16 protein-coding genes are annotated in these 16538 nt (G+C 38.6%); 3 read left to right on the plus strand and 13 right to left on the minus strand.

The features are described 5' to 3' along the window. Position 1 precedes the first annotated feature (1 nt). Positions 2-364, plus strand: a complete 363-nt coding sequence (locus tag FLJC2902T_RS00090; RefSeq protein ID WP_023577734.1) for a cupin domain-containing protein — start codon at positions 2-4, stop codon at positions 362-364. Between the two features lie 19 nt (positions 365-383). Here FLJC2902T_RS00090 and FLJC2902T_RS00095 read toward each other — a convergent pair whose 3' ends face one another. The 4 genes from FLJC2902T_RS00095 to queA form a co-directional block, all read right to left on the minus strand. Next, on the minus strand, positions 384-1727 hold the full coding sequence (locus tag FLJC2902T_RS00095) for an FAD-dependent oxidoreductase (RefSeq protein WP_023577735.1): 1344 nt from the start codon (positions 1725-1727) through the stop codon (positions 384-386). Between the two features lie 115 nt (positions 1728-1842). Next, positions 1843-2919 carry an agmatinase family protein gene (locus FLJC2902T_RS00100; RefSeq protein WP_023577736.1) on the minus strand — a complete coding sequence of 359 codons (1077 nt, stop codon included), beginning with the start codon at positions 2917-2919 and terminating at the stop codon, positions 1843-1845. Positions 2920-2933: 14 nt separating this feature from the next. Then, positions 2934-4229 (minus strand): kynureninase, encoded by a 1296-nt coding sequence (gene kynU, locus FLJC2902T_RS00105; protein ID WP_023577737.1) that lies wholly within the window; start codon positions 4227-4229, stop codon positions 2934-2936. A 245-nt stretch (positions 4230-4474) separates the two neighbouring features. Further along, on the minus strand, positions 4475-5524 hold the full coding sequence (gene queA, locus FLJC2902T_RS00110; RefSeq protein WP_023577739.1) for a tRNA preQ1(34) S-adenosylmethionine ribosyltransferase-isomerase QueA: 1050 nt from the start codon (positions 5522-5524) through the stop codon (positions 4475-4477). Positions 5525-6136: 612 nt separating this feature from the next. Between queA and FLJC2902T_RS00115 the strand changes: the two genes are divergently transcribed. Next, positions 6137-9004 carry a sensor histidine kinase gene (locus FLJC2902T_RS00115; RefSeq protein WP_023577742.1) on the plus strand — a complete coding sequence of 956 codons (2868 nt, stop codon included), beginning with the start codon at positions 6137-6139 and terminating at the stop codon, positions 9002-9004. A gap of 4 nt (positions 9005-9008) precedes the next feature. Continuing rightward, positions 9009-9755 carry a LytR/AlgR family response regulator transcription factor gene (locus FLJC2902T_RS00120; RefSeq protein WP_023577743.1) on the plus strand — a complete coding sequence of 249 codons (747 nt, stop codon included), beginning with the start codon at positions 9009-9011 and terminating at the stop codon, positions 9753-9755. Here the strand turns inward: FLJC2902T_RS00120 and FLJC2902T_RS00125 are convergent, their stop codons facing one another. From FLJC2902T_RS00125 to FLJC2902T_RS00165, 9 genes are all read right to left on the minus strand, one after another. Beyond that, positions 9756-10982, minus strand: a complete 1227-nt coding sequence (locus FLJC2902T_RS00125; RefSeq protein ID WP_023577744.1) for a 3-phosphoshikimate 1-carboxyvinyltransferase — start codon at positions 10980-10982, stop codon at positions 9756-9758. After that, entirely contained in the window at positions 10979-11341 is a 363-nt protein-coding gene (locus tag FLJC2902T_RS00130; protein ID WP_035676493.1) for a four helix bundle protein, read from the minus strand. Before FLJC2902T_RS00130 ends, FLJC2902T_RS00125 begins: the two co-directional genes overlap by 4 nt. Positions 11342-11371: 30 nt before the next feature. After that, a complete protein-coding gene (locus tag FLJC2902T_RS00135) occupies positions 11372-11698 on the minus strand; it encodes a nucleotide pyrophosphohydrolase (protein WP_023577745.1) in 327 nt (108 codons plus the stop codon). Continuing rightward, the gene (locus FLJC2902T_RS00140) at positions 11695-11913 is read right to left on the minus strand and encodes a hypothetical protein (RefSeq protein WP_035676496.1); all 219 of its coding nucleotides are present in this window, start codon (positions 11911-11913) and stop codon (positions 11695-11697) included. Before FLJC2902T_RS00140 ends, FLJC2902T_RS00135 begins: the two co-directional genes overlap by 4 nt. A 2-nt stretch (positions 11914-11915) precedes the next feature. Further along, positions 11916-12368, minus strand: a complete 453-nt coding sequence (dtd, locus tag FLJC2902T_RS00145; RefSeq protein ID WP_023577746.1) for a D-aminoacyl-tRNA deacylase — start codon at positions 12366-12368, stop codon at positions 11916-11918. A gap of 19 nt (positions 12369-12387) precedes the next feature. Further along, positions 12388-13368: a ribosome small subunit-dependent GTPase A gene (gene rsgA / locus FLJC2902T_RS00150; protein ID WP_023577747.1), complete on the minus strand. Its 981-nt coding sequence runs from the start codon at positions 13366-13368 to the stop codon at positions 12388-12390. Positions 13369-13478: 110 nt separating this feature from the next. Continuing rightward, entirely contained in the window at positions 13479-14471 is a 993-nt protein-coding gene (locus FLJC2902T_RS00155; protein ID WP_023577748.1) for a hypothetical protein, read from the minus strand. A 116-nt stretch (positions 14472-14587) separates the two neighbouring features. Further along, a complete protein-coding gene (locus tag FLJC2902T_RS00160) occupies positions 14588-15667 on the minus strand; it encodes a bifunctional 3-deoxy-7-phosphoheptulonate synthase/chorismate mutase type II (RefSeq protein WP_035676499.1) in 1080 nt (359 codons plus the stop codon). After that, positions 15667-16533: a prephenate dehydrogenase gene (locus FLJC2902T_RS00165; RefSeq protein ID WP_035676786.1), complete on the minus strand. Its 867-nt coding sequence runs from the start codon at positions 16531-16533 to the stop codon at positions 15667-15669. The genes FLJC2902T_RS00160 and FLJC2902T_RS00165 overlap by 1 nt, the downstream gene beginning before the upstream one ends. Between the last annotated feature and the right edge of the window lie 5 nt (positions 16534-16538).

The following is a 16538-nucleotide window of genomic DNA, read 5'->3' on the forward strand; positions in this document are numbered from 1 at the left end:
TATGAAAAAATATTTTATTCAAAAAATCCCTTTTGTGGTTCCCACTACTGATGGCAAAGTCATAGAAGAACATCATGGATTAGCAACTACGAACAATAAAGAAATATCCATTGCGCACATGATTGCACCGCCAGGTTGGAGCGAACCCTTTCAAACGCCTGAATTTGACGAATACACCTATATTATTAAAGGAAAAAAGCAATTTATTATTGATGGCACAACGGTTATTCTGGAAGCCGGTCAGTCTATTAAAATTGAACGCAACGTTCGGGTGCAGTATTCCAACCCGTTTGAGGAACCGTGCGAATACATTGCAGTCTGTACTCCGGCTTTCAGTATGGATTTAGTACATCGTGAAGCATAAAAAAAGAGGCTATGCCTCTTTATTTTTTTAACAGTTCTAATATTCTTTGTTCAACCACTTCGGTATCCCAGATTTGTTCGATACTTTCCATGTTGATGATTTCTTCCATGATTTTATTTTGCTTGTCGCCTTCTGCCAATGCCTCTGAATATGGTTGATGACTGAAGGTTACTCTACTGTATAAGGGAATCCATTTGTCCGGATGTCTTTCCGAGAACCATTTTTCAATTTTTTTCTGCAGATGAAATTTCACATCAGCAGTTTTGGTACTCATTTCCATGAAATTGCGATAGGAAAGTTCGGCTATCGCATCGGTATTTGGTTTGCGGGATTTCTGGTATTCCTCAAAAATGGTCTTCCAGTCGTCACCGTATTTCCCCATCAACTGATTTAGAATCGTAATATCCTCAAAACCGGCATTCATTCCGTGACCATAAAAAGGAACAATCGCGTGAGCCGCATCGCCTATCAGGGCCACTTTATCCTCATACGCCCATGGGTAGCATTTCATGGTTACCAGATAACTCGTCGGGTTTTTAAAGAAGTCCTCCACCAAATCCGGAATCACCTCTTTGGTATCGGGAAAATGCTTGGCGAAAAAAGCAACTAATGTCTCTTTGTCTTTCAGGTTCTCAAACGAATTCTCACCTTCATGCGGCATGAAAAGCGTGCACGTAAAACTTCCGTCGGGATTTGCCAGTCCCATAAGCATGAACTCGCCTCTCGGCCAAATGTGCAGTGAGTTTTTATCTATTTTATGCGTTCCGTCTTCGTTGGCGGGAATGTGCAGTTCTTTATAACCTACGCGGATAAAATCCTGTGAATAGTTGAACATGCTCTGACGCTGCATGCGGTGACGGACTCTCGAAAAAGCACCATCGGCACCAAAAACGATGTCATAATCCAACTCTTCCCACTCACCTCTTTCGGTATCGCCCTCATGTAGCGTTGCCGTGGCCAGAGTGACATCCCACACTTTTTTGTTGAAGAAAAACTCCACTCCCGCTTTTTCGGCAAGATCCACCATTTTGCGATTCAGCACGCCGCGTGACAATGAGAAAATCGCTTCACCGTCTTTTCCGTAGTGCTGATAACTCAGTTCGCTGCCAAGCATGTGAATGGCGCGTTTGTCAACTGGAATCCCGATTTTCTTAATCTCTTCTTCAAGACCTATTTCCTCCAGAGTGCGCCATCCTCTGTCTGACATTACCAGATTAATGGAACGACCGGAAAACGCAACGTTTCTGATATCGGGACTTCTGTCGTAAACATGAACGGTATGCCCTGCTTTTTTAAGGTAAATCGCCAATAGTGTCCCAACCAATCCGGAACCCACTACAGCTATTTTTTGGGGAGTCTGCATCGAAATTTTCTTGAAATAGAGTGTAAATTTACTTAATAATTATTTATTGAAACTGATAATCATCAGAAAAGCGCTTTCTTAAAAAAAGAAAATCCCCACTAAGGAGGATTTCAGTTTATCTGTTGAATTTTATTTTCTTTCCGACATTAAGTTGCTGCGATTTTGCCAACACACCGCACATGTGAAACAACATTCGTGCACCTACATTACCGTCCCAGTCATCATCGCCAGGTACCACTTCCACCAAGTCAAACCCGATGATTTCCTTATCGGTTTCCGCAAGACGGCTTAACAAATAAGCAGCCTGTTCAAATGAAAATCCTCCCGGAACCGGTGTTCCCGTATTTGGACAATACCAAGGAAACATTCCGTCGATATCAAATGAGACAAGCACTTTTTCAGGTAACGAAGCGATAATGTGGTCGCATTGCTGCTGCCATGTTTTCCCCTCGAATGCTTCCTGTTTTAAATCCATATCCGTATGGACCAAAACACGGTCTTTTAGAGCCACTTCCACTTCCTGTTCACAGAAATCACGGATTCCCACCTGAACGATTTTAGAAATCTGCGGAATCTGTAGCGCATTGTACATGATGGATGCATGGGAATACGTAAAACCTTCATAAGCGATTCGCAAATCCATGTGTGCATCCAAATGCAGAATTCCGAATGAATCGTGTTTGGTTGCCATTGCCTGATAATAACCAAGCGGCGTACTGTGATCACCCCCTAAAAGAACCACTTTTTTGCCTTGGTTCATCCAATGAAGAACGCGGTTTTTCACCTCTTCATTCATGTCCTTGCAGGCTTTGTTTATTTTATCCAAATCCGATTGTAAAGCCGGGAATGCCGAAACATCTTCACCTGCTTCCAAAGCCTCGATAATCGGCTGTGCCAATCCTTTATATTTTTCAGAATTTTTAGCCCAATGACTTGGTGCTTCATCCATATAAATTCCCAATTTCCATAATTCCGGAAACTCCTGATGGTTTAAATCCACCTGAAAAGAAGCATCCATAATGGCGTCCGGTCCTTCCGAAGCTCCTGCTCCGTAGCTTACCGTTACTTCCCATGGAACCGGAATTACAATGATTTCACTTTGTTCTGCCGAAAAAGGCAACCCAAAAACGGTAGCATCTGCCAAACCTGGTTGAGACGGATCAAAATTCTCTAATATCTGTTCTTTTGTCATTTTATAAAACCAAATTAAACCAGGGATTCATCCTTTACTAAAATTCCTTTTTTCAGTATCTGCCCGAATTCATACATATCTTCAAACGAGCAATAGAAAGGAGCCGGAGCCAAACGGATTACGTTCGGTTCGCGCCAGTCGGTAATCACACCGCTTTTCATTAAATATTCAAACAAAGTTCTTCCCTGACCGTGAAGGAAAACAGACAACTGACAAGCTCTTTCGTCCTGATTAGCAGGCGTGATAACTTCAAATTCTGTTCCTTCGATTTCCTTATCCACTTCTCCAAGTATAAATTCCAGGTATGCGGTAAGAAGATTTCTCTTTTCTATCAATTTATCCATTCCTACTTCGGAAAACATCTCCACGGATGCCAGATAAGGCGCTAAAGACAAAACCGGCAAATTACTTATTTGCCATCCGTCCGCACCGTTAACCGGGCTAAAATCGGGTTCCATTTTAAATCGACGCTCCTTATTGTGACCGTACCATCCGGCAAATCGAGGCAAATCCGCATTGTTATGATGCTTTTCATGCACGAAACATCCCGACGCATTTCCGGGACCCGAATTCATATACTTATAACTGCACCAGGCAGCGAAATCAACATCCCAGTTATGGAGTTCCAATTTAACGTTTCCGGCAGCATGTGCCAGATCCCAACCCACATAGGCTCCGAATTTATGTCCTGCCGCAGTAATAGTTTTCATGTCAAAAACCTGACCGGTATAATAATTTACACCCCCGATTAAGACCAACGCCAATTCATCTCCGACTTCTTCGATTTTAGCCAAAACATCTTCCAGACGGATATTGTGTTCCCCTTCACGACGCTTAATTTCCACTATCGCATCTTTGGGGTCGTATCCGTGGAATTTAACCTGACTCTGAAACATGTATTGGTCACTCGGAAACGCTTTTTCCTCGCAAATGATTTTATATTTTTGCGCAGTAGGCCGATAGAAAGAAACCATCATCAGATGAAGATTAACGGTTAACGTATTCATTACTGCTATTTCACTAGGAAGCCCTCCCACAATTTTACTCAGTGGTGCTGCAAAACGTTCGTGGTAATCCCACCATGGTTTATCGGCATAAAAATGACCTTCAACGGCAAGATTGCCCCAGTCGTTCATAATTTCATCCACATAAGCTTTGGTTCGCTTTGGTTGTAATCCAAGAGAATTTCCGGTAAAATAAATAACTTGTTTCCCGTTAACTTTCGGAAAAATAAATTCGTCTCTGTAGTTTCTTAACTCGTCTTTAGCGTCAAGTTCTCGTGCAAATTCACGTGTATTTTCGAAATTCATCGATAATTAGTTTTTAATAGGGGCGTAAAAGTAATAAAAAAAAGTACTCATAATTATATTTTTTGCTTGATTTTCAACACTTTTACAACCCTTCCTATTTAAAGTGTTATGAAAGCATACAAAATTATTGTTTTCTCAAAAAAACTAATAAAAACAATGTTTTTTATTAAAAAACAGCAAAACCCACTCCAAAAAAAAATCCGACCTCAGAGAGATCGGATTTTCGAAATGTATGCTATTTAAAATTATAAAATCAGCATGGCATCACCATACGAATAGAATTTATAACCTTCTTTTATTGCTTCATCATATGCCTTACGCATCAAATCGTGTCCGCAAAACGCTGAAATCATCATCAGTAAAGTTGACTTTGGTGTATGGAAATTGGTAATCATGCAATCCGCAACACTGAAATCATAGGGAGGGAAAATAAATTTATTGGTCCATCCTTCAAAAGAATTTAAAGTCTTTGAGGAAGAAACCGAACTTTCCATGGCACGCATCGTTGTGGTACCCACCGCGCAAACACGTTTTTTATTCAACTTCGCTTTATTGACAATATCACATGCTTCCTGAGTGATTTTTAATTCTTCCGAATCCATTTTGTGTTTTGACAAATCTTCCACTTCTACCGGATTGAAAGTCCCCAAACCTACGTGAAGCGTCACTTCAGCAAATTCTACCCCTTTAATTTCCAGGCGTTTCATCAGATGCTTTGAGAAATGCAAACCGGCAGTTGGTGCTGCAACCGCTCCTTCCTCTTTGGCATAAATTGTCTGATAACGTTCCGCATCTTCCGGAGTTACCTCACGATTGATGTATTTCGGTATCGGAGTTTCTCCCAATTCCAATAATTTCGCGCGGAATTCCTCATACGAACCATCGTATAAGAAACGCAACGTTCTTCCACGGGAAGTTGTATTATCGATAACCTCTGCCACCAACGAATCGTCGTCTCCAAAATATAATTTATTACCGATACGGATTTTTCTCGCCGGATCAACCAATACATCCCACAAACGTTGCTCGGCATTAAGTTCGCGCAGCAAAAACACTTCGATTCTTGCACCGGTTTTTTCCTTATTTCCGTAAAGACGTGCAGGGAAAACTTTTGTATTGTTTAAAACCATCACATCACCTTCCCCGAAATAATCCAACACATCTTTGAACAACTTGTGCTCAATGGTTTGTGTTTTTCTGTTTACAACCATTAAACGAGATTCGTCTCTGTTTTCTGCAGGAAATTCGGCTAAAAGTTCAGCCGGAAGGTTAAAATTAAAATTGGATAACTTCATGTTTTTTTATGAATTTGAAATTAGAAGTTAGAATTCAGAGTTTCTTCTGAATAATAAATAAAGTGCAAATATACTATCGTGAAAGAGGCCTTGTCAAGTGTTTTGCTGTTTATTTTAAAAAGAAGTTCCTGAAGCCCGATCGTTGCGATCAAAAATCCTAATCTGCATGCATTGAAAATCACCCTTGCAGTTTTCAGGGTAATTAAGATAAGATTCCTTCAACTTTCTTTTTCCCATGAGAGGAAACCGTTCGCGAAAGCACTTCGATGATTATTCAATAAGGTGATTTCGGAATCCGTACGGTCGGCCCATAAACATAAAAACCCGAAACACGAACTTGCTTTTAACGGCAAATCAATGTTTCCAGGTTTTTAATTTCCCCAAAAAAACTAACCCTGCATTTCTAATGAAATTACATTTTTAGAATCAGTTTGAAATTAACCATTTTAAGCCCCTGAGAATATTTCAGTTAACCAAACAACGGTTTCAGTTTACGAAATCCTTACAAAAACACATATCTGTTGCATCGAAGACTTACAAGAAAGGTTTTCCCGAACCGACAAACCAATTAGCATTGTAATTCCTTATATTTGTTAGAAACCGAAAAAGCAATTGAGACTCCTGCTTTCCATAATCTTTGTTTTAACCATTAGCCTTGCTTTCGGTCAAAATCCGTACTACCATAATATCAGTAAGGCATCCGGACTTCCTTCGGAAAGCGTGTACGATATTTTTCAGGACAGCAACGGCTTCATGTGGTTTGCCACCGGAAAAGGTCTTTGCCGATATGACGGGAACTCTTTCAGAATTTTCACGGCCGATTTCCAAACCTCAAAATCGGGCTCCTGCATCAAGGAAGATCCGTACGGAAGAATCTGGTATGAGAATTTTGACGGCTATTTGTATTATGTCGAAAAAGGAAAATTAAAATCGTTAAGCCAACCGGCTTCCGTTGGGTATTATTCATACGGTATCATTAAAAATAAGTTGTTTGCCATAAAGTCCAAACAACTTTTCATATACAATTTAAAGACGTTAACCCTAGAGAAAAAAATCCAGATAGACTACAATGATTTCAGGACCGCCTTTGGTGACGGGATTAAATTTTACATATTAGGAAAGCGACTCTATGAATTTGATGAAAACGGAAACAAAAAAACAACAACGTTACCGCAAAATCCCAAAGATTTTGAATCCCCACTGCTGCAAAAAGGACCAAACGGCTTATTTATAACTTCAAAATTTTCCAATACCTATTATCTTTACAAAAATGGCCTTTTTACAAAAAAACAGTTTCCATTCGCTACAGATTTTGTTCAGAATATCGCTTTTATAGAAAACAAACACTGGCTTTGCACTTCCAAAGGTGTTTTCAGGATCAACGCCCGGACAAACGAATCCAAAAGCTATTTCAACGGAGACAACATTTCCTATGTTTTTATGGATAATCAGAAAAACTACTGGATTTCCACTTTGGACAAAGGACTTTACTTCATTGAAAATTTCGACACAAAACTTTACGAATTAACACCAAGACCTATTATCCTGGATGCATCAAAGGAAGCTTTATTTATAGGTACCGAAAAAGACGAACTCTATAAAATGAATTTGTCCGACAATACAATATCTTCAATATATAAGGGTAACAGCAATCATACTATTAACCAATTAACCTACGACAACATTAACAGACAGTTATTTTTCACTTCTACAAAATTTCATAATTTCAAAGACAAATTACGCTCCGACTTTAAAATCTCCATTAAGGAAATTTCGCGTATCGATTCGAAATACTTCAGTTATGCCGCCACCAGTATTTCGGGAATTTTTGCTGTAAACAATAATGAAAAAAGCAATTGGGATATCGTTTTTGACAAGAACAAAGCACCTACAACACCAAACTTTAACCAGGCGCAACTCATCAAAAACCATAATGCCAAATCAACAACCTACAATCCGGTAAATAAAACCATTTATTATGCCACGAATAATGGATTAATCGCCTATTCTCTTAAAGGAGCTAAGGAAATCAAACACGACAACAAAACAATATATTTCACTAAACTAAAGTATTTTAACGCTGTCCTGTACGGTGTTACGAATAATGAAAAAGTATACACTGTAGACCGGTTCAATCACATAAAACCCTATTCTTTACCCAAAGCGATTCAAAACGAAAAAATTGAAAAAATTGATTTAGAGAAAAATTCGCTTTATTTATTCACTGCCAACGCCATTTATGAAACGGACCTAATTACAGGTCGATTCCGAAAAGTAATTAACTTAACACAGGACATCGAGATGACAGACCTTACTTTTATTGACAACAAACTGTATTTTGCATCGTCTAAAGGAATAATAGTAAAAGAAAGAAACCGATACAAAGCAACGGTACAACCCAAATTAATCATCAATGAGTTTTCGGCAAATGATAAAAATTTCGATATTAATTCCATTCCGAATCTGAATCACGATCAAAATGATATTAAAATAAATTTCTCTCTTTTATCTTTCATTCCAAACGAACAATATGACGTTTACTATAAAATCAATGACTCAAAATGGCGTAAGTCGGATCCCAGCAACCGAAGTCTGATTTTATCCACTCTGTCGCCGGGCAAATACACTGTATCCTTAAAAATCGGTTCAGATAACAAAAAAATATCGGTTCAGGAAGTCGAATTTACCATAAAAAAACCGTTATGGCTGAACCCTATCGTAATGGTTTTGGCTGTAGCACTCCTTATTTTATTAGTCTTTTCGTATTACAAATGGCAAATTCAGAAAATTGAGAAGAGAAACCAGTTACTCTTAGATAAAGTGAATCTGGAAAAAAATCTGAATCAGTCGAAACTGAAGGCCGTAAAATCCCAGATGAATCCGCATTTCTTTTACAATGCCCTGAACACCATTCAGTCGTATATTTTATCCAATGACAAAAAACAAGCAGTGAATTATCTGTCCAAATTCTCGAGTCTGACCCGAACCATTTTGGAAATGACCGAAAAAGAAAACGTGACGGTTGCTGAAGAAGTAAAAACATTACGTTTATATCTTGACATCGAAAAGGCACGGTTTGAAGATGACTTTAATTACGAAATAATCGTAGGCGACAATGTAGATTCCGAAAGCATTAAAATTCCTTCCATGTTGTTACAGCCCTATATTGAAAATGCGGTTAAACACGGTCTGCTCCATAAACACGGCGAAAAACTGCTGCACATCATTTTTGAAAAAACAAATGACATCCTGAAAATAAGTATTGACGACAACGGTATCGGCAGAAAAAAGAGCGCCGAACTGAATGCGGTTAAAAACAAAAACCATAAATCGTTTGCCACAAAAGCCATTCAGAGCAGAGTGGAATTATTAAACCAATACACACAAAAGAATATTTCCATTGATTATATCGACAAGGTAAATCAGGAAAACCAACCCGAGGGGACCACGGTAATTTTCACCATCCCAATAACACATTAAATCTATGAAAGCAATAATTATCGACGATGAAAAAAGAGCAAGGGTAACACTTTCCCTTCTTTTGGAAGAATATTGCCCGGCAGTGGAACTGCTTGCAGAATGTGAAAACCTGTCTGAAGGCGTAAAGGCCATTCGGAAATTACAGCCCGATCTTATTTTTCTGGACATCGAAATGCCGGGACACAGCGGTTTGGAATTGTTGGATTTTTTTAATGAAGATGAAGTGAATTTCTCCATTATTTTCACCACAGCCTACAACGAATATGCGCTTCAGGCATTCAAATTTTCCGCAGTAGATTATTTACTGAAACCCATTGTCCCGGAAGAATTGACCGAAGCCACCAAAAGAGCACAAAAGCAAAAACAGCGAATGGAAAGCCTAAAGGCACTGAAAGAAAACCTTCAACAGGAAACCTTAACCAAAATAGCAGTCCCGTCAGGAAACAGCCTGATTTTCATTGACAGTGGCAAAATCCAATACATAAAAGGAGAAGGCGCCTATTCGGAAGTATTCTGCACCAATACACCCAAACGTCTTGTGAGTCGGAATCTGAAGAATTTCGAAGATATTTTATGTTCCGATAACCGTTTTATCAGGGTTCACAAATCGTATATCGTGAATTTTGATCATGTGCTTGCCTTCAATAAATCGGAAGGAGGTTTTCTGGAACTGGAAAACAACATTCAGATTCCCGTGTCTCCGGATAAAACTCAAATCATTCTCGACAGAATCCAGATTATCAAACGCTGATTACACGGCATCAACCGTAAAACCGATATTTTTTAAATCTTCCCAAAAATTGGTATAGGATTTCGAAACCACTTCGGCATCTTCAATCAGTATGGAAACTTTCAGGGCCAGCGGTGCAAACGCCATCGCCATTCGATGATCCTGATAGGTTTTAATTGCGATGTTTTCTTTTATTTCGGTTGAAGGTTTCAATGTCAAACTATCGTTGGTTACCGAAACATGCGCCCCTAATTTGGTCAGTTCGTTTTTTAGGGCTTCCAGACGATCGGTTTCTTTTATTTTCAGCGTATGCAGTCCGGTCAAATGGCATCCGATTCCCAAACCGAAACAGGTTACGGCTATGGTTTGGGCAATATCTGGCGAACCATTTAATTGATAATTAACAATGGATAATTGACAATGCCCCACTTTACGCAAATGAATCTGATGTTGTTCAAAGACAGTCTCTACTCCGAAGTCTTTATAAATTTCAACTAAAGCAGAATCGCCCTGAAGACTATTTTGCTTATAACTCGATAACGTGATTTCAGTTCCAATTTCGGATAAAGCAACAAGAGAATACCAATAAGAAGCAGAACTCCAATCGGATTCTACTGTAATCACTTTTGGCTCTACTGTTTTTACATGGAAAACCGTAATCGTGTTGCCCTCAAAAGAAGTTTTCACTCCGATTTCATTCAGCAACGCCAATGTCATTTTAATATAAGGAACAGAAGTAATTTCGCCCTCCAAAGTCAGTTCCAAACCATTTTCCAGTTTTGGAGCGATTAACAATAAAGCCGAAACATACTGGCTGCTTACATCTGCCTTTAAAGTAACTTTGTTCTTGGTAATTTTTTTTCCGATAATTCGCAATGGCGGGAAACCATCCTTTTCAACATATTCGATATCGGCATCTAACTGACGTAATGCTTCCACCAAAATTTTAATCGGACGTTCTTTCATTCGGGAAGAACCGGTTAAAATCGTTTCTTTTCCTTCTTGAATAGCATAAAAGGCTGTGAGAAAACGCATGGCTGTTCCGGCATGATGAATATCCTTAACCTCATCATTACTCTGCAACGCTTTTGTCATCACTTCGGAATCATCGGAATCAGAACTGTTTCCCAGAACAATATTCGGATACAGTGCCTGCAACAACAATAAGCGGTTCGTCTCGGATTTAGAACCGGACAATTTTAATTGTGAATTGTGAATTGTGAATTGTGAACGAAGCTGTAAATTCATTTTTTTCCTATTCTGTTTTTAGTCGAAATAATGATTGAAGCAATAATCTTATTTATCTCTACTACATCTGATTTTAATGATTTGTACTGATTTTCATTTAAATATTCCGACTGAAATAATAATTCCAACCAATAATCCGATTCATTAGCCTCTTTTTGGGCAATTGCAAATTTATGAACAAAGTCGAGCTTACTTTCGGCTTGTTCGGCCTCTCGAACTAATGCACCAATTGCCGTTCCACTTCTTAGTAATTGCTTACTTAACACATACTCTCTCTTTTCCTGATTCAGGTACTGAAACAACTTTACAATCCTTAAAGCAAAATCAAACGACTTTAATTTAATCACATTATCTGCCATAATTCACCATTCAAAATTCACAACTCACCATTATTTTAGTTTTTCGTTGTTCTGATGGCGGTCGTGATCGCGTCTGGTTTTCAGATCCAGTTTCTTGTCGAAAGCCGCCTGTAAATCGACTCCCGTTTGGTTGGCCAAACATAAGACCACGAAAACCACATCGGCTAATTCTTCGCCAAGGTCTTTGTTTTTATCGCTTTCTTTTTCGGATTGTTCGCCGTAACGACGCGCAATGATTCGGGCCACCTCACCTACTTCTTCGGTAAGTTGCGCCATGTTAGTCAATTCGTTAAAATAGCGGACACCATGGTTTTTAATCCAGTTGTCTACTTCTGCTTGGGCGTTTTTTAGGTTCATTGTTTATCAATTTTATTCTTATTAAAGCTAGGCATAATTAAAGTTTGAAAAATAGCCATGAAAAAACCAAAAAAAGAAGCACTAAAAATTAATCCTTTTAAAGTAATATCATCATCAAAATATGAAGTAAAGGAATTCATCAAATACCTTAACACTCCAAACAACAAACCATTAATAAGGAACGCAATGCAAAATGAAATAATTTTCTTTTTCATTACTACTCTTTATTTTTTGTATCAATAATTATAGTCACTGGTCCGTCGTTTATTAATGCCACTTTCATATCGGCACCAAATTCTCCGGTTTGGATTTTTTTACCCATATCGCTTTCCATCTGGGCTACAAATTTTTCGTAAACAGGAATAGCGATATCGGGTTTTGAAGCTTTTATGTATGATGGGCGGTTCCCTTTCTTAGTGGAAGCGTGCAAGGTAAACTGACTGACCACGATAACATCACCGTCGATATCTTTAACGGAAAGGTTCATCACGCCGTTTTCATCTCCAAAAACCCGCAGATTAACAATTTTCGAGGACAACCAATTAATATCTTCCTGGTTGGAAGTGTCTTCAACCCCAACTAAAACCAGCAATCCTTTCTGAATATCGGCAACTTTATTTCCGTCAATGGTAACCGATGCTTCGGAAACCCTTTGTATTACAGCTTTCAAATCAATTACGAATTAGGAATTACGATTGTCTCGTTTTATCACTGGCATCACGATCATCACCATAAATATCGGAACGGTAATTTTCATCGTCCCCTTCCAGAATCTGAATGTAACTTTTGTAGCGTGACCAGGCGATTTCATCTTTCTCCAAGGCTTCTTTCACGGCGCAGTGCGGTTCTTCTTTATGCAGACAGTTGTTGAACTTACACTTGTCTTTTAAGGCAAAAAACTCCGGGAAATAATCCCCAATTTCCTGTTTCTCCATATCCACGATTCCGAATCCGCGAATTCCCGGTGTGTCAATAATTTGTGCACCGAAGGCCAAATCAAACATTTCTGCAAACGTTGTGGTATGCTGTCCCTGCTGATGTTGTTCTGAAATTTTCTTAGTTTTCAGATTCAGCGTTGGTTCCAAAGCATTTACTAATGTCGATTTCCCAACACCGGAATGTCCTGAAAACATGGAAACTTTCCCTTTCATCATCGCTTTCAGTTCTTCAATTCCTTTTCCTTCGGTGGAAGAAACGCGCAGGCATTTGTAACCTATATTGGAATACACATACTGCAGGTACAATTGTTCGTCCAGAGTGGCTTCGTCAAACGTATCAATCTTGTTGAATACCAAAACAGCTTCAATTCCGTACGCTTCGGCAGTAACCAAAAACCGGTCTATAAAACTAGTCGTTGTGGGCGGATTATTTATCGTAACCAACAGAAAAACCACGTCGATATTAGACGCAATGATGTGCATCTGATGTGATAAATTCACCGATTTACGAACAATGTAATTCTTTCTTTCGTGAATATTGGTAATTGTCCCTGTAGTCACATCCGTGGTTTCTTCCAGTTCATAATCAACAATATCCCCCACAGCAATCGGGTTGGTACTTTTAATTCCTTTCATTCGGAATTTACCTTTAATTCGGCATTCTAAAAACGAATTGTCTTCGGTTTTTACTGTGTACCAACTCCCTGTAGATTTATAAACGGTTCCTGTCATATTTAAATTAGAACTTAGCATATTGAACAGTATGCTAATTAGTTTCTGCAAAGATAGTATTTAATAAATCTAAAGGGCTGTGATTCGATTGTCCTTTCTGATTTAATACTTTATTGCATTTCAACCGCTTCGATGAAATCACCTGCATCAGATTCTATTTTAAAACTTTTAGGGAACTCACAATAAAGCGCCGTTAAGCTTTTTGTTTCATAAACTTGGACCAAATTATAATTTGTTCCGCTCATGCTAGGAAAAAATTGATTATGAAAACAAGCATAACCGTCTTCATTATTTAAAATAGCGTGATCAATTCTTTCTTCAGTCACGATTTCATATTTATACTTATACTTCGCTTTAAACTCTCTTAAAAAACTTTCCGGGTGTTTAGTTTCGTCAACAAGAAGTATTAATTGCTTTACATTACCTGCGTTTCTGTTTATCCATTTTACTTGCTCTTTTGAGGAAAGCTTTTTTGTTTCAGGAGCTGCATTTACAATATCATCCATACTTTTCTTGAATAAATTAACAGCTATTTTCAAATCGGATTCTTTAAAAATATGTGCAGTAAACGTTTTTAAAAAATCATGGTAGATATCTGGAAAGGACTTTGAAGACAATGCATCCTGTGTCGCAGTAAAGCCTCCCCCTAACATCCCAAATAAAATTTGTGTATTATTTACGTGATTCGCATTCATTTTTTCCTTTCCATTTGCCAGGTAATAACTCGTTGCTTTTGAATGATTATTATTATATTTTGGTTTAATAAAAATAAACTTCCTTTTATTCTCCTTATTTTTTTCAAAAACCGCATACTCCTTTTCAGTCATAAAACCATGTATTAGGTTTTTATCCCAATACATTTCAACATATTTTTTAATATAAGTATTATAAGCGTCAATTGAAGAATTATACATCTTTAATTCTTCAAATTTCTCATTTTTGGTTAATTTTTCAATTTTTTCAGGATTTCTTTCTTCGAGAACCACAACTAAAGGCAATTGGGAAGCCACAACCCAATCCTCATTTTTAGGAAATTTAAACTGACCAAAAGATCCTTGCGCAAAACAAAAAACTACAGTAAAGAGTAAAAGTGCTTTTTTCATTTTTAAAAATTATAACGTTAAACAATTGAATTATTAAGAACAATAATACAATCTTAAGACACAAAAACCTATCAAACATAGTTTATTCACGACTTCCTTCTGAAGTGTTAAATTAATTATTTCATCACTTTCTCCTGATGCGAAATACTCTCCTGGTGAATGGCTTTGAATAATTTCAGTATGAACTCTTCGCTCAATCCCTTCTCTTCTCCTTCCAAAACCATCTTCCCCAATATTTCATGCCAACGACTGCTTTGCAGTATCGCCACGTTTTTCTCTTTTTTCAATGCACCGATTTTCTCGGCTACCTTCATACGCTTGCCCAAAATCTCCAGCAATTTGGCGTCTATATCGTCAATTTGGGTACGCAATTTATTCATTCGGCTGTTGAAATCATCCGCTTCATCGGTTTCCTTACGCACACGGAGGTCTATGAAAATCTGTTTCAAAGCATCAGGAGTAACCTGTTGTGCCGCATCGCTCCACGCGTGATCCGGATCGGTGTGGGTTTCGATTATCAGTCCGTCAAAATTCAGATCCAACGCCTGTTGCGACACTTCCAATATCATATCGCGTTTTCCGGCAATATGTGAAGGATCACAAATAAGCGGTATATCCGGGAAACGATTTTGCAGGTCAATTGCAATCTGCCATTCGGGATTGTTTCTGTATTTGGATTTTTCATAGGTCGAAAATCCTCTGTGAATCACACCTAATTTTTTAATTCCGGCATTGTACAGACGTTCCAATCCACCCAACCACAAGGATAAATCTGGATTCACCGGATTTTTTAAGAGTACGATTTTGTCGGTATCTTTCAAAACATCAGCAATTTCCTGAATCGCAAACGGATTCACGGAGGTTCGGGCGCCAATCCACAACACATCGATATCGTGCTCCAATGCCATTTTTACATGGGCCGCATTAGCCACTTCAACCGCCATTAACAGACCGGTTTCGGCTTTAGCTTTCTGCAACCATTGCAGTCCGATTTCACCAATACCTTCGAACCCTCCCGGACGCGTTCTGGGCTTCCAGATGCCGGCGCGGAATATACTCACGTCTGAATTCTTTAATTCGTGTGCGATGGCTAAAACCTGTTCTTCCGTTTCGGCACTACAAGGTCCTGCGATTACTAACGGATGGGACAATTTGAAATCATCCAACCAGGCACGCATATTTTTATTATTTTCCATTACAATTTCATTTTTTTAAGGTGAATACCTTCTAATATTTCTTTTATTCTGTTGGTTTGCTGCATCTCCGCATATATTGCCTCGAAATCTTCATTTTCCAGTAATTCCTTAAACCGATTCAGATTGTCAATATATTCCCTTAAGGGTTGCAAGACCTCATCTTTGTTTTGTTTGAAAATGGGTGTCCACATCGAAGGCGAACTTTTTGCCAGACGAACCGTACTTTCAAAACCACTTCCGGCCATATCAAAAATATCCCGCTCGTTTTTCTCTTTTTCAATCACTGTTTTCCCCAACATGAAAGAACTAATATGCGACAAATGTGAGACATACGCAATATGTTTGTCATGTGATTTCGGATCCATATAACGGATGTGCATCCCGATTGCATCGAAAAATTCCAAGGCTTTTTGTTGAAAGCCGGATGCTGTTTTTTCGACTTCACAAATGATATTCGTTTTTCCGATAAACAAACCGCGTTGAGCTGACGTCGGTCCCGAAAACTCCGTTCCCGCAATAGGATGCGCAGCCATAAAATTACGTCTTTTAGGATGATTTTCAACCGATTTGCAAATCTGTTCTTTGGTCGAACCCACATCTAAAACTATGGCATCGTCCTTAATCACATCTAAAATTCGGGGCAAAACTTCCACCATTTTATCTACGGGAATTGCCAGAATCACCCAATCGGCTTGTGCCAAATCTTCAAAAACCGCCTTTTCTTGTATGATTCCCAATTCGATGGCTTTATCAAGATGGTCTTCACTGGTATCAATTCCGTACATTGTCGCCTCAGGGTTTATCCCCTTTAAATCCAAAGCAAATGAACCGCCAATCAGTCCCAAACCGAAAACAAATACGTTTATCTTTT

The sequence above is a fragment of the Flavobacterium limnosediminis JC2902 genome, assembly GCF_000498535.1.
In the GTDB taxonomy this organism is placed as follows: Bacteria; Bacteroidota; Bacteroidia; order Flavobacteriales; family Flavobacteriaceae; genus Flavobacterium; species Flavobacterium limnosediminis.